23 protein-coding genes are annotated in these 21,479 nt (G+C 36.1%); 7 read left to right on the top strand and 16 right to left on the bottom strand.

Features of this window, described 5'->3' with window-relative positions:
- Window positions 1-24 precede the first annotated feature (24 nt).
- Window positions 25-1,392: a guanine deaminase gene (gene guaD / locus NY607_RS04625; protein WP_259419233.1), complete on the bottom strand. Its 1,368-nt coding sequence runs from the start codon at window positions 1,390-1,392 to the stop codon at window positions 25-27.
- 194 nt (window positions 1,393-1,586) lie between these two features.
- Window positions 1,587-2,477, bottom strand: coding sequence for a LysR family transcriptional regulator (locus NY607_RS04620; protein WP_131519573.1), 891 nt, complete (start codon window positions 2,475-2,477; stop codon window positions 1,587-1,589).
- A 117-nt stretch (window positions 2,478-2,594) separates the two neighbouring features.
- On the opposite strand from NY607_RS04620, the gene NY607_RS04615 reads away from it, so the two are divergent.
- From NY607_RS04615 to NY607_RS04605, 3 genes are all read left to right on the top strand, one after another.
- Entirely contained in the window at window positions 2,595-3,779 is a 1,185-nt protein-coding gene (locus NY607_RS04615) for a YbfB/YjiJ family MFS transporter (protein ID WP_259419232.1), read from the top strand.
- Between the two features lie 185 nt (window positions 3,780-3,964).
- Window positions 3,965-4,705 (top strand): class I SAM-dependent methyltransferase, encoded by a 741-nt coding sequence (locus tag NY607_RS04610; protein WP_131519574.1) that lies wholly within the window; start codon window positions 3,965-3,967, stop codon window positions 4,703-4,705.
- 13 nt (window positions 4,706-4,718) lie between these two features.
- A complete protein-coding gene (locus NY607_RS04605; RefSeq protein WP_259419231.1) occupies window positions 4,719-5,234 on the top strand; it encodes a DUF6886 family protein in 516 nt (171 codons plus the stop codon).
- Between the two features lie 48 nt (window positions 5,235-5,282).
- On the opposite strand, the gene NY607_RS04600 is transcribed toward NY607_RS04605, so the two are convergent.
- Window positions 5,283-5,768, bottom strand: a complete 486-nt coding sequence (locus tag NY607_RS04600; protein WP_259419230.1) for an NUDIX hydrolase — start codon at window positions 5,766-5,768, stop codon at window positions 5,283-5,285.
- 18 nt (window positions 5,769-5,786) lie between these two features.
- Entirely contained in the window at window positions 5,787-6,332 is a 546-nt protein-coding gene (locus NY607_RS04595) for a GrpB family protein (RefSeq protein WP_259419229.1), read from the bottom strand.
- An 84-nt stretch (window positions 6,333-6,416) separates the two neighbouring features.
- Between NY607_RS04595 and NY607_RS04590 the strand changes: the two genes are divergently transcribed.
- Entirely contained in the window at window positions 6,417-6,866 is a 450-nt protein-coding gene (locus NY607_RS04590; protein WP_066036629.1) for a 2-thiouracil desulfurase family protein, read from the top strand.
- Between the two features lie 36 nt (window positions 6,867-6,902).
- Here the strand turns inward: NY607_RS04590 and NY607_RS04585 are convergent, their stop codons facing one another.
- Window positions 6,903-9,287, bottom strand: a complete 2,385-nt coding sequence (locus NY607_RS04585; protein ID WP_259419228.1) for an ABC transporter permease — start codon at window positions 9,285-9,287, stop codon at window positions 6,903-6,905.
- Between the two features lie 3 nt (window positions 9,288-9,290).
- A complete protein-coding gene (locus tag NY607_RS04580) occupies window positions 9,291-10,049 on the bottom strand; it encodes an ABC transporter ATP-binding protein (protein ID WP_131519578.1) in 759 nt (252 codons plus the stop codon).
- 159 nt (window positions 10,050-10,208) lie between these two features.
- Here NY607_RS04580 and NY607_RS04575 point away from each other — a divergent pair, with 159 nt between their 5' ends.
- The gene (locus NY607_RS04575; protein WP_259419227.1) at window positions 10,209-10,967 is read left to right on the top strand and encodes a DUF4184 family protein; all 759 of its coding nucleotides are present in this window, start codon (window positions 10,209-10,211) and stop codon (window positions 10,965-10,967) included.
- 13 nt (window positions 10,968-10,980) lie between these two features.
- Here NY607_RS04575 and NY607_RS04570 read toward each other — a convergent pair whose 3' ends face one another.
- The 6 genes from NY607_RS04570 to NY607_RS04545 all read right to left on the bottom strand — a co-directional run bounded on the left by NY607_RS04570 (window position 10,981) and on the right by NY607_RS04545 (window position 16,675).
- Entirely contained in the window at window positions 10,981-12,423 is a 1,443-nt protein-coding gene (locus NY607_RS04570; RefSeq protein WP_259419226.1) for a sensor histidine kinase, read from the bottom strand.
- 9 nt (window positions 12,424-12,432) lie between these two features.
- Window positions 12,433-13,152, bottom strand: coding sequence for a response regulator transcription factor (locus tag NY607_RS04565; RefSeq protein ID WP_259419225.1), 720 nt, complete (start codon window positions 13,150-13,152; stop codon window positions 12,433-12,435).
- A gap of 32 nt (window positions 13,153-13,184) precedes the next feature.
- On the bottom strand, window positions 13,185-13,883 hold the full coding sequence (locus tag NY607_RS04560; RefSeq protein WP_112117598.1) for an ABC transporter permease: 699 nt from the start codon (window positions 13,881-13,883) through the stop codon (window positions 13,185-13,187).
- Window positions 13,884-13,901: 18 nt separating this feature from the next.
- A complete protein-coding gene (locus NY607_RS04555) occupies window positions 13,902-14,774 on the bottom strand; it encodes an ABC transporter ATP-binding protein (protein WP_259419224.1) in 873 nt (290 codons plus the stop codon).
- Window positions 14,775-14,933: 159 nt separating this feature from the next.
- Entirely contained in the window at window positions 14,934-15,950 is a 1,017-nt protein-coding gene (locus NY607_RS04550) for an ABC transporter permease (RefSeq protein WP_131519582.1), read from the bottom strand.
- Entirely contained in the window at window positions 15,947-16,675 is a 729-nt protein-coding gene (locus NY607_RS04545) for an ABC transporter ATP-binding protein (protein WP_131519583.1), read from the bottom strand. The genes NY607_RS04550 and NY607_RS04545 overlap by 4 nt, the downstream gene beginning before the upstream one ends.
- Window positions 16,676-16,791: 116 nt before the next feature.
- Here NY607_RS04545 and NY607_RS04540 point away from each other — a divergent pair, with 116 nt between their 5' ends.
- On the top strand, window positions 16,792-17,388 hold the full coding sequence (locus NY607_RS04540; protein WP_237899887.1) for a TetR/AcrR family transcriptional regulator: 597 nt from the start codon (window positions 16,792-16,794) through the stop codon (window positions 17,386-17,388).
- A gap of 39 nt (window positions 17,389-17,427) precedes the next feature.
- Here the strand turns inward: NY607_RS04540 and NY607_RS04535 are convergent, their stop codons facing one another.
- The 4 genes from NY607_RS04535 to NY607_RS04520 all read right to left on the bottom strand — a co-directional run bounded on the left by NY607_RS04535 (window position 17,428) and on the right by NY607_RS04520 (window position 20,803).
- Window positions 17,428-18,225 (bottom strand): ABC transporter permease subunit, encoded by a 798-nt coding sequence (locus NY607_RS04535; protein WP_175400711.1) that lies wholly within the window; start codon window positions 18,223-18,225, stop codon window positions 17,428-17,430.
- A 2-nt stretch (window positions 18,226-18,227) separates the two neighbouring features.
- Complete coding sequence (locus NY607_RS04530; protein WP_112117611.1) at window positions 18,228-19,115, bottom strand: ABC transporter ATP-binding protein; 888 nt, start codon at window positions 19,113-19,115, stop codon at window positions 18,228-18,230.
- Between the two features lie 15 nt (window positions 19,116-19,130).
- Window positions 19,131-19,766, bottom strand: a complete 636-nt coding sequence (locus tag NY607_RS04525; RefSeq protein ID WP_259419223.1) for a TetR/AcrR family transcriptional regulator — start codon at window positions 19,764-19,766, stop codon at window positions 19,131-19,133.
- Between the two features lie 137 nt (window positions 19,767-19,903).
- Entirely contained in the window at window positions 19,904-20,803 is a 900-nt protein-coding gene (locus NY607_RS04520) for a hypothetical protein (RefSeq protein ID WP_131519588.1), read from the bottom strand.
- 283 nt (window positions 20,804-21,086) lie between these two features.
- On the opposite strand from NY607_RS04520, the gene NY607_RS04515 reads away from it, so the two are divergent.
- Entirely contained in the window at window positions 21,087-21,452 is a 366-nt protein-coding gene (locus tag NY607_RS04515) for a hypothetical protein (protein ID WP_259419222.1), read from the top strand.
- The last annotated feature ends 27 nt before the right edge of the window (window positions 21,453-21,479 follow it).

Below are 21,479 nucleotides of genomic sequence, written 5' to 3'. Positions count from 1 at the left end.
TTTTATTAGAGAATAAGAGAATGATTAGCCTCTCGTATGAACTTTATTTCCTTGCACCCATACCTCGCGGATATTTTCGGGGCGTACAAGATACATGATTTTTTGGAATATATCGTGTAAATCTTCATTTTGATCAAAAATCGGAAGCCTAGCAGTAGGAATTTTTGTATCGATAATTTGTACATCCCATGTATAGTTTTCCTGTAAACGGCCAATTGGAAGACTTAAGCTTTCTCCACCACCAGCTGTCGCAAGATAGAAGGCCTCATTTATTGTAATGCGTGAATTTGGGACACCACGTTTTTCGGCGGAAATGGTTGTATCTACACCATCCTCTAGCATTCTTGATGACATAACAGCTTGTCTTGCATTATCAAAAAGACTTGGAGAAAATCCGCCTGAAACATCTGAACCTAGTCCAATATCAACGCCCATTGCATGAAAGCGGGCGATTGGAATCACGCTGTTAGCAAAATAGGCATTAGAGATTGGACAATGGCCTATGGCAGTGCCAGTTTCAGCAAATAATCTGGCATCCTCATCGCTTAAGAAATTACAATGAGCCATGACAGATTTATCACCTAACAAACCAAAGTCATGTAAGGCGGCGGCATCATTTTTGTTGAATCGTTCTTTGACGTAGCTGTGCTCCCAGTCACTTTCACTACAGTGTGATTGAATATGTGTATCATATTTCGCAGCTAATTCACCCAAACCCTTTAAGGCACCGTCTGTACAGCTTGGAATAAAGCGGGGAGTGACAACAGGATAAACACCCTGTTTAGTCGTTTTGGCTAAATTTTTTACAGCTAAAATAAATTCCTCCGTATCCTCTAATGCGGTTTTTGTGTTTTCATCTCGATAAAAATCAGGATTCTGTTCAGGATCGTCCATGACTACTTTTCCGACTAATCCTCGCTGTCCCTTTTCAGCACAGATTTTCGCTAAAAGTACACTGGCCTCCTTATGAACCGTCGCAAAATATAATGTTGTAGTTGTACCATTGGCAAGTAGTGTGCTTACTAAATCCTCATAAACTTCTTGAGCAAATGCTAAATCGGAGAATTTTGATTCGATAGGGAAAGTATATGTGTTTAACCAATCGTAAAGAGGAATGTCTAAAGCTGTCCCAGATTGTGCCCATTGAGGTGCATGTACATGCAAATCGACAAATCCCGGTAGGAAATATTGCCCTTCAGCTAATACATGGAAGTTATTTTGATCTTGATATGTAATTAAGAGTTGTTGGTAATCAGCTTGTTCAGGAGCGACAGTTTTAACAATCATGCCGTCAGCATTAATGAAAAATAAATAATCTTTTAAAATGTGAACGTCAGTAGCAGATTTACTAGTAAAAGCTGTTCCTTTGAAAATATGCGTATATTCAGACATAAAAACCACCTTAATGTTCGTTTATTGATAATAACACGGATTATTATAGGCTATAAAAACTATTAAGTCTACAAAAAAACGAATATTAGTATGGTGACTAAAGAAACATATGCACCTTTTTAACTACATTTTTACAGCTTTGACAAGCGTTGATAGATAATAAAAGAAGGCACCTATTTGAGAGTGCCTTCTTTCTATATGATCGATTCATTGATGATGTGAAGAAAATTATTAAAGGATGTGGAGTGATGCAATTCATTTTTTCTTGTACAAAGGTAAATCGGTCGTTGAATATCAATGTCCTTAATAAAAACGCGGGCAACTTGCTGCTGTAGAATAAAGCTAGAAGCTGCTATGGATGGTGCTAGCATTGTACCAAAACCTGCCGCAATGGCATGTATGGATTCATTAATCCCGTCTAGTTGTAAACCTACTTTCGGTGGAGGAATTTTATGCACTTTACATAGGGCATTTAAGTATTCTTTTGTGGAACTACCATCCTCTCTTGTGACGAAGGGCTGCTGCATAAGTTCTGCAAGGGACACTGTTTGACCTGCCAGATGATGATTGTACGGCACAATAAACCAATAATCCAAATTCATTAGAAATTGATAATTAATATCAGCATGATGTCCATCTTCTTTGACGATAAAAGCTAAATCAGCTTTATAATGGAGTAAATCCTCAATCACTTGCTGGGAATTGGCGGTCTTTAAATGAATATGTGTTGCTGGATAAACTTGTTTAAATTGAGCTAACCATTTAGGTAGTAAAAAATGGGAGGGAACATGCGTGGAGGCAATTTGCAGTTCTTCATTGCCCGTATTTTTAAGCTGTTCAACTTTATTTTCAATATCAGATTCTAGATCAAATAAGCGCTGTGCCTGTTTGTATAAAAAAGTACCATTTTGTGTTAGCGAAATGCCCCTACCTTTGGCTTCTAGCAGTGTCAAGCCTAGTTCTTTCTCTAAATTTCGAATTTGAATGGTTACAGCAGGCTGACTAATCATAAGTGTCTGTGCCGCTTTGGAAACACTATTGAGTTCAGCCACCTTTGTAAATAAACGTAGAGCATGTAAATTCATGTCATTACACCTTTCATAAATTTTTTTTATGATTTTATATACATTATATATTAGATTTATTAATTTGCGCTCTGTATCCTTTTAATTACAATAGAATATATGAGAGGGGGGTTCATCATGAATCGACAACATGTAGGAATTGTCTTTGGAGGAATTTTGTTATTGGTTGTTGCAATGGGGATTAGTCGATTTGCCTTCACACCGATTCTACCCTTTATGCGTCATGATGTAGGATTTTCATTGGAAGTGGCTGGGTTTTTAGCTTCAAGCAATTATATTGGTTATTTCATTGGCGCATTATGGGCAGGGTTCATTTATCGACAACGTAAAAATGTTTTAATGGCAAGTGTTGTTACCAATGTCCTATCTGTTATATTAATGGGCTTAATAGAAGTGTATAGTGTCTGGCTAGTTCTGCGTTTAATTGCGGGCATTACAGGGGGCCTTATTTTTGTGTTAACATCGAGTATTATTATGGATTACTTGGCGAAGCATTCATTATCACGATGGTCTGGCTATGTATTTAGTGGAATAGGCTTAGGGATTGCTATTTCAGGTTTATGTGTACCTGCTATAGAAGCAAGATTTGCTTGGCAGGGTACATGGTTAGGCTTAGGGATTTTATCAGCAATTTTTTTATTTATTACCTCTTATTTATGGAGAAGTTTAGTGGTGCAGGACAGCACAAAAGTTACGAAATCTCTTGATACAAAAATGACAAAGGGTTTTATGCCATGGTTGATTTTATCCTATGGCTTAGAGGGGTTAGGCTATATTATTACAGGTACTTTTTTAGTCGATATTATTCATAATATTCCTTCTCTTCAAGCTTACTCTTCCTATAGCTGGGTCATTGTGGGGCTAGCGGCTATCCCATCAGCTCCTGTTTGGACGGTCTTATTAGAGAAGTTTTCAGCTATAAAAATTTTGTTTGTGGCGTACATACTGCAAGTGGTTGGTATCCTGTTACCTGTTTTTGCACAAACGGTATGGAGCGTTTTACTAGCATCGTTTTTATTCGGTCTAACCTTTGTAGGTATTGTCACGCTAACTACTTCCTATGCACGACAGCTATTCCCGACAAAGAGCGGATTCGTTGTTTCTTTATTAACAACCTTTTATGCTTTTGGACAAATTATCGGACCGATCATCGCAGGAAAACTGGTTGAAGTTTATAGTAGCTATAAAGCAGCACTTATATTTGCTGGTGTCATTGTGTTTCTTGCATTGCTCGTTATGGTAATTGGTAGATGGTTAACTGTAAAAAAAGAAGCTGTTGCTGAACATACAATTTCTATATAACGCATAAAAGCCAGAAATCCTATTTGGATTTCTGGCTTTATCATTTACTTAAAGAAGCCGTGCCTCTATCTATATGATATTAAAAAATAAAATAAAAGTCTATATATTTTTTTCTTTATATGGAAAAATAGACAAGTGCACACAGGACGTAACGTTACGATTTTACTTTGAAATGGGGACTGTAAATGAACACAGAACAAGCTATTCAACGCTGGAATCGATATGCGGAAAGGTATACAGCAAACTACGATGAGCAGGGGGATATTCATCGTGTCGTACTGTTAAATCCAACCATCTTTTCTTTGCTAGGTGAGATAGATGGAAACCATCTATTAGATGCAGGATGTGGAGAAGGCTATTTAAGCAGATTACTGGTAAAGAAGGGTGCAAGAGTAACAGCTGTTGATTTTTCACAAAAAATGCTAGACATTGCTATGGAAAGAACACCACAGCAGGAAGCTATTCAATTTTTACACGGGAATTGTGAAAATTTATCCTTTTTAGCAGATGAACAATTTGATGGTATTGTTTCAAATATGGTTCTCCAAGATTTAGAGGATTATCAGGCTGCTCTATGTGAGATGTTTCGATTATTAAAACCTAATAGCACTTTTATTTTTTCGATTTTACACCCATGCTTTGTGACACCAAATAGTGGATGGATGAGACATGAGCAGCTAGATCAACAATACTGGAAAGTCCAACGTTATTTTTATGAAGGGGAGTATCACCAGCTAGATGCTGACCCACCGATAGTTCTATACCATCGAACATTAACAAGCTATGTGCAAGCAATTAGGCAAGCTGGATTTACGATTGATGCTATGGAAGAGCCCAAGCCATCACAAGACATGCTAAAGAAGTATCCTCAATTTGTGGAAGATTTGCATTGTGCAGATTTTATTGTTTTTAAATTAAGGAAATAAAGGAGAAGTACCCATGCGTTTATTTCATGTCAGTGAAGACCCTACTATTATGATTTTTCATCCTCGACTGCCTGAGCGACCAGATTTAGATGCCAAAAAAGAGCTAGTATGGACAATCAGCGAAAAATGCCTGCCAAACTATTTAACGCCAAGAGATTGTCCGCGTGTCTGCTTTCATGCAGGAGATCAAACAACAGAGCAGGACAGACAGCAATATCTATCTCAAGCTTCACATGTAGTGGTCATAGAAAACAAGTGGTTAGAAGTATTGAAAACTACAAGTCTTTACCTATATGAGTTTGATAGTAAAGGATTCACTTTACAGGATGATATTGCGGGCTATTATACGAGTGAAATAACACAAATACCCATCCATGTCTCAGAGATCAATGATATAGCTAAAGCATTATTGGAGCGCAATGTTGAATTGCGAATCGTGGATAGCTTATGGGAAATACATGATAAAATCCAAACTACAAGCTTAAATTGGTCGATGTGCAGAATGCGCTTTGCACAACCAAGATTCTAAAAACAAGCCTCGTTATGCACCTATTGCATGGACGAGGCTTATTTATTATTAGACAGTCGATGTTTGTTCAATTGGTGCTGAAGAGATATTGACTAATTTCTTATCTTGATATGTAAAAATATAATCATAGTTTGCTGATTCATTGAGCATCTTAGGTAAATAATATTTTAAGTCCGCAATACCTACATTTTCAGGGTGTAAAATCCAAGTAAGCTCCTTCCAATCAAGAATGCCCTCAGCAACCTTTATCGGTGTTACATAGGGAAAAGATTCAGGTAGTTCCGCTATAAACGCATACATACAGCCATAGTTAACAACCCCATCTGTCCAGGTTATTTTACCCTTATAGGTAATATCCTCAACCGTAATGCCTGTTTCTTCTTTAATTTCTCGTAAGGCACCAGCTAATGGTGTTTCATCCTGTTCAATTTTGCCACCAACACCATTCCATGCGCCCATCCACTGAGGCTTATCTCTATTCAATAAAAGGATATAATCTCCCTTCTTCAGAAAACAAATTGTAAATTCAGCCAAGTTTGTTCCTCCTTTTCTTTAGTTATCTGAATTGGCAGGAGACCAGGCAGTCTGCTGACTCCAATGATTTGCTTGTTTTAAAATTTCCCATATAATCGGTTCTTTAGATTTTGTATAGTGTTGACGATTATATTGGTATTTCTTAGCCAATTCATATTTTACCTGCTCATAGCGATGACAGTAATCTGGATGACAGCGCAAAAAATCTCGAAATAATAAGGCTAGCTGCTCTGCCCAACTACCAGCCTGTCGAACATGAATATGTACTCGTCTATCTCCTAGAGCCTCTCGAAAATAGCGTTTAGACTTGTCTGTATTTTCTGCTCGATAACTAAAACCTAGAGATTCTAATGGAATTTTAAATGCTGCCAATGGTGTAAACGATGCAACGGATATTTGTATATCAATTACAGGTTTTGCTGCTAACCCTGCTACAGCGGTTGAGCCAATATGATCAATTCTCAGCGCTCTATTTCCTAAGGCCTCCCGCAATTGACAGCCTATGCTATGAAATTCCTTAGCCCATTCATCTGTATAAGGTAAAATCAAAATAGGATCAGGCATTCTATCTCCTCCCTTGGTCTTCATAAAATTATTGTAGCATGCGTGTTATAGTGGAATAAAGATAGTAGAGGGAGTGAGAAAACGATGATTTTAATAAGTGCTTGCTTAGCAGGTTTAAATGTTCGTTATAATGGCACAAACAGTCTAGATGAAAAAATACAAAAGCTCGTGTTAGAAAATAAAGCTGTCACGGTTTGCCCAGAGCTGATGGGAGGCTTTTCAACGCCCCGCGAACCGGCTGAAATTGTAGGTGGCAATGGACAAGATGTACTTGATGGCAACGCAACAGTGGTTGAAAGTTCTGGACGAGATGTCACAGATTTATATCTGAAGGGAGCCTATGCAACCTTACAAAAAGCACTTGAGGTAGGGGCAACTCATGTCATTTTAAAGGAATATAGCCCATCCTGTGGCAGTGCAAAGATTTATAACGGTGCGTTTAATGGAACAAAATTAGCTGGCGAAGGAGTAACTACGGCATTGCTTCGAAGAAACAATATCGTCGTGCTATCTGAAGAGAATTTTTTTGAATGATTAAAAGGCCCCTAAACTAGTAGGGGCCAAATTTATTTATTCAACAATTAATATGCGAGGCGACGTTTTAGCAATTATTTTGGTCGAAATCCAGCCGCCAAAAATGGCAGCTATTACACTTACAAAGCTTATACCGATACTTGTTGGCCAGTTTATAACAAGCGGTAGTTCGAGTAAGCCATAATCTAAAATAATTGACTGAAGTGCAAGAGGAATTAATTTTATCCCGATAAAGATTCCTGCTAATGCACCCATTATGGATAGAAGTAAAATACCGATTGTAATCGACCATCTAATATTTGTTGAGGTCATTCCAATTGATTTATAAATGCCATACGTGCTACTTTCTTTTCTAACATTAATTCGTGATACACTAAAAATAATGATGCAGGTTACGATGATAAATAAAATACCAACGATTGAAAGGGGAATGACTAAAACGGCCACGACTTCTTTAAAGACGGCATCTAATAATAGCTGTTGTGTGACAGCTGATACTGAACTTTTAAAGTGCGTATTTAAATCCTCAACGAATGGCGTAGCGATTGTTTCATCTAAAAGATTAATCATACTTACTTCTGAAGTAGTGTAGGTAGTATTATAAACTTTAATAACCTCTGCTGTAATCCTTGCTGAATTCGACATATTTGCTATCGATTGATAGATTCCGGTCACAATAAGAAAATGCGGTTTCCCCTCAAGATAAACTTCTACCATATCGCCTATATTTTTATTTAAAGCGCGAGCGACATTGAGTCCAATCGCGATTTCGTTCTTACTGATTGGATTACGGCCAGACATTGTCACATAGCCAGCGCCATCAAAGCTACCCTCAATCACATTGACATTAATATTTAATGGGGGATGGCTGTCATTAGGAAGTATGCCTGTGAATTGATCAAGCCATGCATGATCTTTAACCCGTTCATCAGCCATTAAAAAATCTTCAAATTGTTGTTTTGTAAAGGTTTCTTTATTAGATACAGTTACGACTACATGTGAGGCATCATATCCCCATGAAGGAGATGTTTCTTTGATGGAAATAAAGCTATTTAATATGACTACACTAAAGACTAGTATGGCAGACGTAATGGAAGTAAGTGCAATAACAAGAATGGAACTTTTTATGTTTTTTGTGATACTTTTTAGACCAATTTGAAGTTGAATCGGTAGACTGCTTAATCGAAATAATCTATTCGAGCTGTTTCTGCGCCGATTCATTTTACTATTTGCACTTTCTGACATCCCATATTTGATGGCTTGAACAGGCTCTACATTTCGCGCCTTGTGTGAGTAGAAATAGGCAGTGAGTAGCACAATGCCAAATAAGATGAGAGCAATCACTATGTTAAGTAGAGTATCTTGATGTATGGTTAAATGATTTCCTGCCTTCATATAAGATAAGGAGCTTTCTATAATTATTCTGGAAAGGAATTTACTAATGATGATGCCAGGTATAATCGCGACAGCAGATAACAAGCCGAATTGTAATACGTAAGTGATACTTATCTCTCGAGAAGAAAGACCCAATGATTTGATAACGCCTATTGTTCTGTAATTCGTTAAAATGGCATCGGAAATGCTAAAACCAATAACAAACAAGGAAACCAAAAGCATAGCTATACCAAAGGCGATCATAATAAAGTCAATGATTTTATTAATGATCAAATAAAAAGAAGCTATTTCTTCATATTCCATTTTAGATTCAAGATAAGGTCCCTGCAGATACTTTTCAAAATCACCCCAATAATTGGTGTTTTGCTGATAGTCATTAAAGCGTAATGCCATCATGTACTGATCAGAACCTGTCATGGTTGCTAAATGCTGTTGATAATCAGTATTGTTCATCCAGATACGAGCATTTGTTGTAAAAGGGCCTCCGTATGGCATATCAACCACAATACCTGACACTGTTAAATTAAACGTGCTCTCACCTGTATGAAATTCAATTGCATCACCGAGCGAAATGGTAGCGCTTGATGCCAATGATGTGGGAATCCAAATGGTACCCTTAGGAGGAGAGAGTTGCTTTTCACCCTCAGAAAATAGTAATTGATCAATCATAAACGGTGTATTTGGCGTATTCATCATAAATAAATAGATATTGGATATTTCTTTCCCATTGAAGGTAAATCTAGATAAATTTCTATAGGGTATGAGACTAGAAGTAGTCACGCCTGGTTGCTCCTGCCACCATTCGTTTACAGCAATCGGGTTATGAATATTGTTACCCATTGTTAAAATTTGATGGGCACCATTTGAATCATGATGGGCTTTTTCAAAAATATTGTTTGTATTGGTCAGTATAGTGACAGAAGTCGCCAGTAAAAGTGTTGATAAAAAAATAAGGACAACCATCAGTCCATTTTGTATTTTCCGTTTTCTTATATAGGAAGAGCAAAGGGTTATAATCGCGTACATTTTTTACTCCTTCCCGGCAACATAAGAAAAGATAATGTGTTCCCGTTCTTGTATGCTGGTATGTTCATATTTTTCAAAGTTTAAGATCCCATCTATTTTTCCATCCTGAATGATGATTAGACGATTCGCACGACAAGCTGCCTTCATATCATGTGTAATCATGACAATGGATTGCCCATTTCTATTTAAATTCGTTAAGGTATCTAATACTGCTACACCTTGATCAAAATTTAAACTACCCGTAGGCTCATCTGCAAATAACACTTCAGGATTGTTGACCAACGCTCTAGCAATGGCAGCTCTTTGTTGCTGTCCACCTGATGTTTGAGAGGGTAATCGATTTCGTTGCTTTTCAAGTCCCATTAAACTTAGTAGTTGCTCCGCTTTTTGTATGACTTCCTTTTTATTTTTTTTCGCGATGTATCCAGGAAGAGCAATATTCTCTAGTAGCGTCATATCTGGAATGAGATTGCTACTTTGATAGATATAGCCAACCTTCTGTGAACGCAAAGTAGCTAACTTTCGTTCAGAAAAGGTATCAAGTTTTTCTCCTTGAAAATAAACTTCACCTGCTGTAAGGGCATCAAGCCCACTTAAAAGATAAAGAAGCGTTGATTTACCAGAACCAGAATTCCCCATAATAACGGTGAAATCCCCTTTATAAATGTCGACATTCATATTCTTAATAGCATGGAATTGTTCGCTGCCGGTTGCATAGGTTTTACATAAATTTTGGGCTCGAATCAGTATCTCTTTTTCCATGATAAGGCCTCCTTAACTCATTTTCTTTAGTGTAATATGTAATTATTAGTAAGTCCTTATGAAATTATTAATAAATTCTTACAGACAGAGTAACCTTTCTTAATAGTAAACGTTATAATATGCGATTTAATAGATGTAATAAATAAGGAGGTTTGAGATATGCCCTTAACATTTGCTCATCCAGCGGCAGTCTTACCTTTTTCTCGAAAAAGTAAATATATTCATTTTTCTGCATTAGTTTTAGGAAGTATGGCTCCAGATTTTGAATATTTTTTAAGAGGTCGGCCGATAGGGGAGATTGGTCATACCTTTGCAGGGTTCTTTTTATTCAATCTGCCACTCGTTCTTTTCATCTATTTGATTTATCAACGGTTTATCCAACAGCCAATCATGAGTCATTTACCAGAGTTTTTACAAGCTACAGAAAGCCATCAAATTGCAGGAAATAACATATGGAAAGTATTTGTTTTTGGCTACTCTGCATTGCTGGGCATGTTAACACATGTCATATGGGATTCATTTACACATCAAAATGGGCTTATGGTGACAAAACTTCGAGTTCTTACTCAAACATATACTTTCTTTGGCTATCAAATACCGATTTATAAATTTCTACAACACGGGAGTACGTTGTTTGGCATTGTGTTAATCTTTGGATATGTATATTACAGAGCAACTTTAAGCAAAGATAAAAAAACACCAGCTATATCGCCACGGAAAAAAATTATTTTTTGGAGTTTACTAGCGGTTTTAACGCTCGGATATGTATGTCTATGGCAGCTTACTAAAGCCATTCCTTTGGAAAGTTATGGAATATGGGTTGTCCGTATTATCGATTCATTTTTTGGTAGTATACTTACCCTTTCTTTCTTTTTAGCATATAAGAAAAGAACGTTGAAAGAAAAAAAGACTTCCTAAAACGGGAGTCTTTTTACGAGATGGGGAGTATAAGTGTAAAGGTAGTGCCTTCATTAGGCTTACTATGAAATGAAATGGACCCATGGTGCGCTTCCATAATATGCTGACAAATGGATAGGCCAAGTCCTGCGCCTTCATTTTTAATGACTGATTCACTTCCAGGCTGCCGACCTCTAAAGTAACGTTCAAAAATAAATGGCATATCTTCGGGAAGCATTCCATTACCAGTATCTATTACTTGGATATAGAGTGATTGATTTTCGATATAGGTAGTAATGGTGATGGTATCTTCATGAGAAGAATGCTTTAACGCATTGGTAATAAGGTTGGAGATCACCTGCTCTAGTCGATCAGCATCTACTAGAATAAGGACATTAGGAATCCTAGTAGGTCTTATAAAATGAATATTTGTTGTTTGGACATAATATTGAATTGGTTTCAGAATGTTTGTAAGAACGTCTTGGCTATATTGCTCTTTTAAATGGATCGGGATATGACCAAGCTCCTTTAAGGTATGAATAAATAAATCATCAACTAGCCTCGACATCTTATCCGTATTGGACTGCATGATTTGAATATAGGCCATAAGCGAGTCTTCATCTCGACAAATCCCCTCTGAAATAGCGTCTAAATATGCTTTGATTGTGGTTAAGGGAGTTCTTACTTCATGAGATATATTAGAAATGAGCTTCTTTTGAGTTTGCTCTTGTTCATTGTGCTGGATGGCTAACTGTTTAATCTCTACTCGCATTTGATCAAATACTGCATACAATTCACCAATCTCATCCATTTTCGAGTGGATGGTAATTTGTTCGTAATTTCCTTTTACAATTTCCTCTGTGTTGTCCTTTAGCTCATCTAAAGGCTTTAAAATATCTTTATGAACTTTCCTTACTATGAATAGGGCAAGGCAAATGATCAAAAGGCTCAAGAAGCCAATAAAGACGAATAAAAGAATCGAGTTGGAATTCGTCTGTTTTAAAGGAAAGAGAATGTCCTTGTTCAGGGAAAAAATAGCATTACCTATCTGTTCATTACTTTCTCCATTCATAATCGGAAAGGCTATATTAATCTTTCCAGGCTCTTGTTGTGAGGTAAATAAATCATAATGTATATCATGTTTAATATGAATAGTAGTTGAAACATCATTCTTAATTGAAGTGTAACTTACTGTTCCATCTAGTTGAACTACTGTAATATCAATATTCTTGTCATCACTCATTTGTTGTAGCGTGCTACGTACAGCTGAATCTAATGCGAAATTTGGAAAATGATCTTCTATGTACAATAATAATGGATTTACTGATAAACGAATTTGATTAATAACATATTTATCTTGTGATTCTTCTTGAGAAGTTTCTGCTGCAAAGTATAGTGAAAGGACAACGATAAACAATAGTACAACACAGATTAATAGAGTCCATACCCACTTATTCATCCAATTTTTTAGGTGCATTTGATTCTCCTATGAGTGATTGGGTGTACTGAATTTATAACCGACTCCCCAAACCGTTTGAAGATAAACAGGATGAGAAGGGCTGACTTCAATTTTTTCTCGAAGCCTTCTAATATAAACTGTAATTGTATTTTCATCTCCATAGGTCTCATAACCCCAAACGGCATCAAGTAACTGACCTTTAGAGAAAACTTGATTTCTATTTTTAGCTAGGAAAAATAGCAGTTCAAACTCTTTTGCTGACAGTGGTATTGGCTTGCTATCACGTAAAAAAATATATTCCTGTTTATTTATGACCATATTATCTATGTGAATGACATCTCCTCCCATATGCCGTCCATTATGCTGAAGCCATCTATCCTGTCTTCGTAAATGAGCGTTAATTCTTGCGACAAGTTCACTTAGAGAGAACGGTTTTGTCATATAATCATCTGCTCCAAAACCTAATCCCAGTACTTTATCTGTATCACTTCCTCGAGCACTTAAAATAAGAATGGCAACATTGCTGTTTTCACGGATTTTACGACATATTTCAATGCCATCACAATCGGGTAGAGAAAGATCAAGGATAATGAAATCAGGGTTAGATTCTTGCAAATAATGGATTGCTTCATGACCTGTTCGAACAATATGTGAATCGAACTGATTAACACTTAAGTAGTCCCTTATAATATTAGCTATATCATTTTCGTCTTCAACAATTAGTACTTTGATGTTCCCGTTGCTCATACATACTATCTCTCCTTAGTAAGATGTCTAAATCATTTTCTTCGGTTGACTAGGAAAAAAAACAAAACAATGATAAGGAATGCATAAATTATAATCCATGTGTATTGCCAATAAAAAACGTTGGGTATAACTTCAATTTGATCGCCCACACTCATCATTTCTAATGAAAAATGAAGAGGAGGAAGTAACCAAAGAAGTCCAGTTAGAATAGAATCTTTTAAAGTAGCGATCACGACAGAAATAATAAGGATGCCTATTACACCCCACCACGTATTTCGCCTATTTTTCACGAGTTCCCTAGTAAATAAAGCAGTGAGTGCAATGGCAAGTAACGATAAACTAAAATGAGACAAGAAACCTAGTAAAATATGTAATAGTTTGGGCTTCTCAAAAAATGCCTCTATTAGGATTGGATAGATGACAGAAACACAGCTTAGGCTAAAGGCAAGCAGCCCACAAATGATGAATATCCCTAAATTGTAGTCTATTGTTTTTCTCGTATGAAGGGTAGTAATCATTTTTTGTCCTTCATCTTCAGCATGAAATAATGTAACAGTAAACCAGCCCATTAAAAAAAAGAGCACAAGAGATGTAAATGAATAACTATCTAATATTGGGTTAGGGACAAAAGTATAATTAACGATAAGACATAGAATGAAGATTGTAAAAGGTGGAACGTAGTGATAGGTTCTTAAATAATTTATCAATTGATAACGTACTAAACTGCTCATCTTTTTCGATTCCTCCTTTCAAAAATGAGAAGAGAATTGTTCTTTTTTGTAGTGGACAGTCGCTAAATATTTAATTGAAGCATTGTGTTGTAATAATTTCAGTAAAATTTGATCTGAATCCTTTGCTGGAACAATCGTCACTATTTCATAATGTCCATTCACTAAAAGTTGTTTTTGTTGAATCTCCATAGAAGGTATGATTTCATCGAGTAATGACAGGCTAGCAATCTCAAAAATTAATCGATGTGTTGGATTACGATCGAATTCCTTTATCTGAATGATCGCATTCTCTTGAATAAGTAAAACGGAGTCTACAAGCTTTTCAAGTAATTTGGTTTCATGACAGGTTAAGAGGATAGTGAGACCTTTGCTTCTTACTTTAGCTAAGATTTGTTCGAAATCATTTTGTGCCTTGGCATCAAGTCCTGACAATGGTTCATCCATTATCAGTAGATCAGTTTCTTCTAGCATCGCCTGCATAATCATCACCTTTTGCTTCATCCCTTTAGAGAAATGGACAATCCTTGTATTTTTTTCCTCTTTTAGTTGAAACATCTCAAGTAATTCTTCTATCTTCTGCAAAAGCTGCTTTTTAGCCATACCTCGTATACAGCCCATGTGATAAAGATATTCTTGAGGTGTAAATAAAATATGAGAAGGAGTTATTTCTGGTACATAGCCAGCTTTTAAAGACGTTTTATGCTTCACAATAGAACCACTGTCTGGTTTAATGAATGCTGCAATAATCTTGAGTAAGGTGCTTTTTCCAGAACCGTTTTTCCCCACTAGAGCAATGATTTGATTGGACGCAATTGAAAACGATACATTCTCTAAAATTGTTTTCCCATTGTATTGTTTACAGATGTTTTGTACTTCCAAAATAGTAGTCATCTTCACACACCTTTATTTTTGGATAATTCTTCTCCATAAAATAATTATAATGAAAATCGACCATTCACTTCAATTAAATTGGTTATATTTCCTGTTTTTAGTTATTTCAGTTACATAAAAAAGTTCTGCTTTTCAAATAGCAGAACTTTTAAGGATTGATTACAACGAACGATATTTTTTTAAACTGATCATATTTAATGTAATGAAAACAATGGCAAAACAAGTAAGAATGCTGAGATTCACTATAATATCAGAAAGTGAATAACCTTTATACATCACACCATTCAATGCGTCCGCAGCATAGTATAGAGGCATGATACGCCCAATGTTTTGAAGCCATTCCGCCATACTATCCAGCGGGAAAATACCCGAAAAGAACACTTGAGGAACAATAACAAGCGGAATAAATTGCATCATTTGAAATTCTGAAGCAGCAAAGCTAGATAGCAACGCACCTAAGGATAACGAGACAAGAGCAACCATCATATTGATGAGTAGGACAAGCCAGATGGAGCCTACATGGACAATATCGAGCACATAAATACCAAACAAGACGATAATAATTGTTTGCAGGAACGCAAATAAACCATAGCCAACCATATAGCCTGCTACAATTTCTGAACGTTTAATCGGTGTCGCTAGTAAACGCTCCAATGTGCCAGAAGTACGCTCCTTTAATAAGGCAATGCCCGTAATTAAAAAAACAAAGAAAAAAACAAAGAAGCCAATGAGCATAGGACTAAATATATCAAAAATAGCCGTATCCTGATCACCATAAACATAGTCCGTTTTCATACTGCCTATAGAGGCTTGTGTAGGCTGTAAGATTTGAGCAAGTTGCATCGTTAAAGCCTTTGCCAGAGAAGGATCATCATTTAATAAAGTTAACTTCCTAACATTTTGCTCTACTGCTAGCCAAGCATTATACTCTTTATCTTGTAGCTGTTTTTTTGAAAAATCATTGTCCACGATAATGGTAAAATCAGTCTCTTTTAATTTGTCGATCAATGGGGCGGGCGCATTAGAGACCACAAGTGTGACGGAAGCCTCTTCACTATTGAAAATAAAATACATTAAGGATAAGACAAGAAGTGGGGCTAAAAACAATAAAGCAAGAGTCCGTCTATCTCTTTTCATTTGTTGGATGATTCTTGTGATGATAGCACCTATTCTCATTGAACGTCACCTCCAGCTTTTACAAACACCTCATCAAAGTCTTTTGCTTGATAATGATCTTTTAACTCTTGTGGGGTACCCTGTGCAATAATATGTCCACTTCTCAGCATGGCCAATTGATCACATCTTTCCGCTTCATCCATCGCATGCGTCGTCACTAAAATGGTTTTTTGTTCTTGATCTTTTAAACGAATCAGTTCTTGCCAAATTTCCTTTTTTAAGACAGGATCTATCCCCACCGTTGGTTCATCCAAAATGAGTAGTTTAGGATTTTGAATAAGGGCAATAGCAAGAGATAATCGACGTTTCATTCCCCCCGAATAATTTTCTACTTTTAGTCGTAAGTCATCTGTTAAACGAACGAGGCTTGCCGCATAGGCTACTCTTTCTATTCGTTCCGCTTTAGATAGTGAATAAAGCTTTGCAAAAAAATGTAGATTTTCTTCTCCAGTTAAATCTGTATAAAGTGCATCTGATTGTGCCATATAGCCAATGTCATTTAATAATTGTTTATGAGGAACATTCAAATCTAATACTTGAATAGCACCACGATCAGGTTTCAGCATGCCCATAATCATTTTGATTAGTGTTGTTTTACCACAGCCTGACGGACCGAGTAAGCCCATTAACTGTCCCTTAGGAACATCCAAAGAAAGGGGGGCAATAACTTGCTTATGTTGAAATCGTTTTTCGAGAGACTTAATAGAGATTGCCTGGTTGCCCATATGGTCCTCACTCCTTCACTGAACACAATGTTGATTTGATAAAAATTTTACGGTAGCATGTGAGCAAATACAATCAACAGTTTGCCAGCAAGTGTTAAGTAAATGGAGGGAAATATGTGTCTGTACATGAAAAAATGAATTTTGAAACGAAGCAAGCCATTAAAAATGCTTTTATCCAACAAGTAGAGGAGGTAGGCTTTGAGCGTGTGACTGTAAAGAATTTAGCGTTTGTAGCTGAAATTAATCGTGGCACGTTTTACTTACATTATTCAGATAAATATGATGTGATGGAGGATTTGCAGCAAGAGCTATTAATGGAGTTAGAGCGCTATGTCAAACATGTTCAGCCGTTGGATGCTTTTCAAACCTTAAAAATGGGGCAACTCTATCAGCCATTTATCAAGGTGATAACATGTATAAAAGAGCATGCACCAGCTTTTCGTATGTTATTAGGAGAGCAGGGGAGCCCTAGCTTTACACAAAAGGTGAAAATGATCTTTGGGAGTCATATTTTGGACAGATTATCGCTTATACGCAAGGAAGCACAGGATCCAGAGTTTCAACAATACTTACAAGCCTTTATAGCATCTGCCATTTTAGGGGTCATTCAGGAGTGGTTGGACAAGGGGAACGAGAACTTAACGGTAGAAGAAATGGTCGCTCTACATTTTCGATTAATACGTTTTTTAGGAAATGTAGTAGGTACTATTTAATGAAAACCGCTACAGCACTGGATCTGTAGCGGCTAGAAATTAGAGATGTAAATCTCGTTTTACAAAAAAACGAATTGCTAGACTATAGCAAAGCAAGCCAATGAGGAAAAGTGTACCTAGCATCCACCAGCAAGAGCTATTTTGTTGGATTAATTGAACGGAATCGAACAATGAATAGATTGTAATGTATTGTAATTTGTCTAGTGAACCACCCATATTGCTTAGTGCCTCAATCAGATAAAAGGCAATGGGAATGCCAGCACTATAGGCATAGGATGTTCTTAAATCTTTCGTGCTGCAGGACATAAGAAAGCAAAACCCACTAATGGCAAAGTGTAATAAAAATAGCCCGAAATTTAACAGCAGTAGGGCCGTTATGTCCAGCTCATTAGGGAATAATATTTCTGCAAAGACAATCATGACCAATGTAGTAACAGCAAGGAGTGTAAAAAGACTGATGATCAAAAATAGTGCTTGTGTAAAGACAATTTTAAAACGTGTATTCGGTGTAGCGATTAAGTATGCCATCGAACCATTATCAATATAGCCCATGATGAGCTTATTGGCTAACATGATAGAAAATACCAAAGGAAGAATCATTAATAAAAATCCATATAAATAGGTGGAGAGAAATTCTATCAAGGTATCGCCAATGCTGGTCATACCAAAGGCTGCCATCATCTCAGGCATTGTTTCTGTTAATTTTTTTAGTGTATCCGTCATTTCTGGGTTATACATATAAATTACACTGACAATATATAGCATTAGTACACCGATAATTATGGTGAATAGTTTAAGAGAGGCAAATAACTCATGCTTGAATAAGGTAAAATTCATGATTAAGCACCTCCACTTTCGTAATAATGCATAAAAATATCTTCTAGTGACTGGGAAATAACGTCTAAGTCTATAATTTTATAGTTAGATAGCGTATGGAGAAATGCTTGAAGGTCTCCCATTATAGTAATCATAACTTTTGTAGAAGAGATACGTTCAAGTACATATTCCTCATCAAGGAAGCGAGTGAGCTCTTGCTCATCTTGAAACTCAAGCATGTATTTTTTAGATTTACGTTTCTTTAGATCTGTAATGGTTTCAGTCGCCACGATTTTACCTGCATTAATAATCGCTACACGATCACAAGTTTTCTCTACTTCTTCAATCATATGAGAGGACATGAAAATGGTCGTTCCTTTATCCTTTTCAGCTAAAATGAATTCAATAAATTTTGTTTGCATGAGCGGGTCTAAACCACTAGTAGGTTCATCTAGAATGACAATTTCGGGATGATGCATGAAGGCACAAACTAAGCCAACCTTCTGCTTCATACCTTTCGACATTTTTTTGATGAGCCCAGAAGCATCTAATTCAAAGAAATGCATTAATTCCTCGGCATGGGTGTAATCATTCATCCCTCTTAACTTAGCAATAAAGTGAATAAATTGCTTACCCGTCATTTTATCAATAAACGCAATTTCTCCAGGTAAATAGCCAACAACTTGTTGAATGGTTGCAGATGCCTCCCGACAATTTAAACCGTTAATGAAACAAGAGCCCTCAGTTGGCTGTAAAAAACCCATTAAATGGCGTATGGTTGTGGATTTTCCTGCCCCATTTGGTCCTAAAAAACCGAACACTTCACCCTTTGGAATTTGTAGATGTACATTTTGTATACTATAAAAATCGCCAAACTTTTTAGTTAAATGGTTTACTTCAATCATGGACATGTCACTCACCCCATTTTATTGATACAATAATGTTTTCAAAAATAGAAAATATTCACTAGCCTCTTTCATGCATTGCTCGACTGTTTCGTTAAAGAGCTCTTGATTATCTGCATGCGCTTTTAATCTTTCCTCATAACGATGACTGATGCCATCTGTTACCCATTGAATAGTATCAATTGCCTTTTTTGTATCCAAATTTTCACGGAATAAACTCGTATCAATTCCTTCAAATGCTCTTGCATAAGCATTTTTTTGAAAAGCGGCATTATAATGATTTAGTTCATCTCGTACCTCAGAGCTTGTTTCAGCATAGGCCTTTTTCAAAAAATCAAACAGCGCATGATATTGCTTCATGAGTTCAATTTTAATTTTCATAATCTGTTCATAACGCTTAAAAATATCAGGCTCTGCTAAATCAATTTGGCGATTAAGAGCCTCGGAGAATATAGTAGTTGTATAGTCATATAAGAAAAGATATAAATTTTTTTTACTACCAAAATAGTGATATAAAATGCCTTTTGAAATATTGGCATTGCTCACAATTTTGTTTGTTGAAGCGGTAGCATAGTTATTGAGCGAAAATTCCCTTAAGGCAGCATTAATAATTGCTTGGCGCTTTTCTTCGGTTAAATTCATAAAAGCTTGATACAATTTTTTACTCCTTTCCGTTATATTTTATGCCATTATATAGAAATTGACTACTGTGGTCAATGTGATTTGGGAAAATAAAAAAGAACATGATTGTGACCATTTCCAATAGTCTCACTCATGCTCTCCATGGCTTCAGTTTACTTATCATAATAATTGTTCAATGCAATTTCTAAACGTTCTTCTAAATGCTTTGAAATATAGCTTAGAACGAATTGCTCTTTGTCCATTTCAATTTGTGCGGACTTAAAAAATTTGGTGAAAAAACCGACTTTATGATTTTGGGAATATTGCTGTAATGCTTCTGTACGTAATGTAGAAACGATTTCATTTTCTATATGACGCTCTCTAATCTTTTGGACAATGTCCTTCACGCTATTTTCTTGCAGCTCGGTAATTTGATTTTGTAGATGCTCATTTTCCTGCTTTAGCTCCAACGTTTCTTTTTGAATTTCTTCCACTTGAAGGACAGAATCGGTCGAAAGACGTTGAATGTTTTTGTCAAGAAAGTCCTGATTAATGTTAACTTGTAACGTCCCTTGCTCTTCATTCGGCAAAATCTGAAAAAGACCTGTTTGAATCATTTGCTGTAGGACGTTTCCAAGCAAATCGATTTTATGTGATAAATCCTCAGAATCCATGGTCGTTGCGGTAATTTGGTGTTTCAGCAGTTGACCGTTATCATCAATACCTAGCAATAATTTAATCCCCCTCACACGATACTCATCCTTCAATAATAAAATCATGCGCAATCTCAATATAGCAGGTAGGTTTAAACGAATATTACTATTTGTATTGGGCGAAGCATTGTCAAAAATATACTGTTCAAACGGTTTTAAATAGTAGCGAAGCATGGCGTCTGTAATATCAAACCAGCCCGCGACTTCTGCAATTGTATAGTGTTTCGATTCATCGATCTCTGCTAAATACCCATCATTATAGAGGTTTTCCTCTAAAGGTGTATGTTGCAGTGCAACATACAATGGGTCATCTTGCACAATTTCAAGTACCATTTCTTTTGCATCATTTACTTTAAGCATCCTTACACACCCCACTTTATTTTTCCCATGACTAAATGTACTCTATATAGGTTTCTATTCGATTGGCAGCAATTGTATGCCTATTTTATGTAGGAAATAGTCATTAGAACGAAGTACCTTTTAATCTTTTATGAATCTTAAAGGAAATTGTACTGATGTTCAGAAGGAAGTTCATACAGAAGAATCACCGTTCTATACATTTTATTTTTTATAGATAAAAGATTATTTTTAGTGTAAAATTACAATTAAATAATCATATTATAATTTTTGAGGTGTAGCTGAAATGAAAAGATTTATTCAAAGTATGTTGTCACTATTTCCATTTCCGTTTTTATTTCATTTTTACGAGTATAATAGTCACCTCTCAAACCAAGAGGCTAGCTTCTTATTTCCGTTATTTCTTTTTTTCATCATTGGAGTTGGCATAGTGTCTAGAAATGTTCATCTACCTTTGTTCATTGTCCTAAATTTTTTAATGACTGCTTTGTCTTTAATGTTAGGCCATTTTTTTATAGATGATGATGGAAGTTGGTTTAAGCCTTTTGGAAGAGACGGAGCCATTATCTTTGTTTCATTTTTTTATGTTTTAGGGCAATTAATTATAAGAGGGAGTATAAACGGAATCATGAGACATAGAGTAAAAGATTAACATTACAATAAGTCGTATAAGAAAGGA

Origin of the sequence: Lysinibacillus sp. A4 (genome assembly GCF_024919535.1) — a bacterium.
Taxonomy (GTDB): Bacteria; Bacillota; Bacilli; order Bacillales_A; family Planococcaceae; genus Lysinibacillus; species Lysinibacillus capsici.
Note: the sequence above shows the minus strand (reverse complement) of the source record. Positions and strands in the feature narration are given on the sequence as shown.

What these genes read in the sequence shown, in the direction of transcription:
- guaD (WP_259419233.1), bottom strand. Translation starts at nt 1,392, where the DNA reads ATGTCTGAATATACGCATATTTTCAAAGGAACAGCTTTTACTAGTAAA.
- NY607_RS04620 (WP_131519573.1), bottom strand. Translation starts at nt 2,477, where the DNA reads ATGAATTTACATGCTCTACGTTTATTTACAAAGGTGGCTGAACTCAAT.
- NY607_RS04615 (WP_259419232.1), top strand. Translation starts at nt 2,595, where the DNA reads ATGAATCGACAACATGTAGGAATTGTCTTTGGAGGAATTTTGTTATTG.
- NY607_RS04610 (WP_131519574.1), top strand. Translation starts at nt 3,965, where the DNA reads ATGAACACAGAACAAGCTATTCAACGCTGGAATCGATATGCGGAAAGG.
- NY607_RS04605 (WP_259419231.1), top strand. Translation starts at nt 4,719, where the DNA reads ATGCGTTTATTTCATGTCAGTGAAGACCCTACTATTATGATTTTTCAT.
- NY607_RS04595 (WP_259419229.1), bottom strand. Translation starts at nt 6,332, where the DNA reads ATGCCTGATCCTATTTTGATTTTACCTTATACAGATGAATGGGCTAAG.
- NY607_RS04590 (WP_066036629.1), top strand. Translation starts at nt 6,417, where the DNA reads ATGATTTTAATAAGTGCTTGCTTAGCAGGTTTAAATGTTCGTTATAAT.
- NY607_RS04585 (WP_259419228.1), bottom strand. Translation starts at nt 9,287, where the DNA reads ATGTACGCGATTATAACCCTTTGCTCTTCCTATATAAGAAAACGGAAA.
- NY607_RS04580 (WP_131519578.1), bottom strand. Translation starts at nt 10,049, where the DNA reads ATGGAAAAAGAGATACTGATTCGAGCCCAAAATTTATGTAAAACCTAT.
- NY607_RS04575 (WP_259419227.1), top strand. Translation starts at nt 10,209, where the DNA reads ATGCCCTTAACATTTGCTCATCCAGCGGCAGTCTTACCTTTTTCTCGA.
- NY607_RS04570 (WP_259419226.1), bottom strand. Translation starts at nt 12,423, where the DNA reads ATGCACCTAAAAAATTGGATGAATAAGTGGGTATGGACTCTATTAATC.
- NY607_RS04565 (WP_259419225.1), bottom strand. Translation starts at nt 13,152, where the DNA reads ATGAGCAACGGGAACATCAAAGTACTAATTGTTGAAGACGAAAATGAT.
- NY607_RS04560 (WP_112117598.1), bottom strand. Translation starts at nt 13,883, where the DNA reads ATGAGCAGTTTAGTACGTTATCAATTGATAAATTATTTAAGAACCTAT.
- NY607_RS04555 (WP_259419224.1), bottom strand. Translation starts at nt 14,774, where the DNA reads ATGACTACTATTTTGGAAGTACAAAACATCTGTAAACAATACAATGGG.
- NY607_RS04550 (WP_131519582.1), bottom strand. Translation starts at nt 15,950, where the DNA reads ATGAGAATAGGTGCTATCATCACAAGAATCATCCAACAAATGAAAAGA.
- NY607_RS04545 (WP_131519583.1), bottom strand. Translation starts at nt 16,675, where the DNA reads ATGGGCAACCAGGCAATCTCTATTAAGTCTCTCGAAAAACGATTTCAA.
- NY607_RS04535 (WP_175400711.1), bottom strand. Translation starts at nt 18,225, where the DNA reads ATGAATTTTACCTTATTCAAGCATGAGTTATTTGCCTCTCTTAAACTA.
- NY607_RS04530 (WP_112117611.1), bottom strand. Translation starts at nt 19,115, where the DNA reads ATGTCCATGATTGAAGTAAACCATTTAACTAAAAAGTTTGGCGATTTT.
- NY607_RS04520 (WP_131519588.1), bottom strand. Translation starts at nt 20,803, where the DNA reads ATGCTTAAAGTAAATGATGCAAAAGAAATGGTACTTGAAATTGTGCAA.
- NY607_RS04515 (WP_259419222.1), top strand. Translation starts at nt 21,087, where the DNA reads ATGAAAAGATTTATTCAAAGTATGTTGTCACTATTTCCATTTCCGTTT.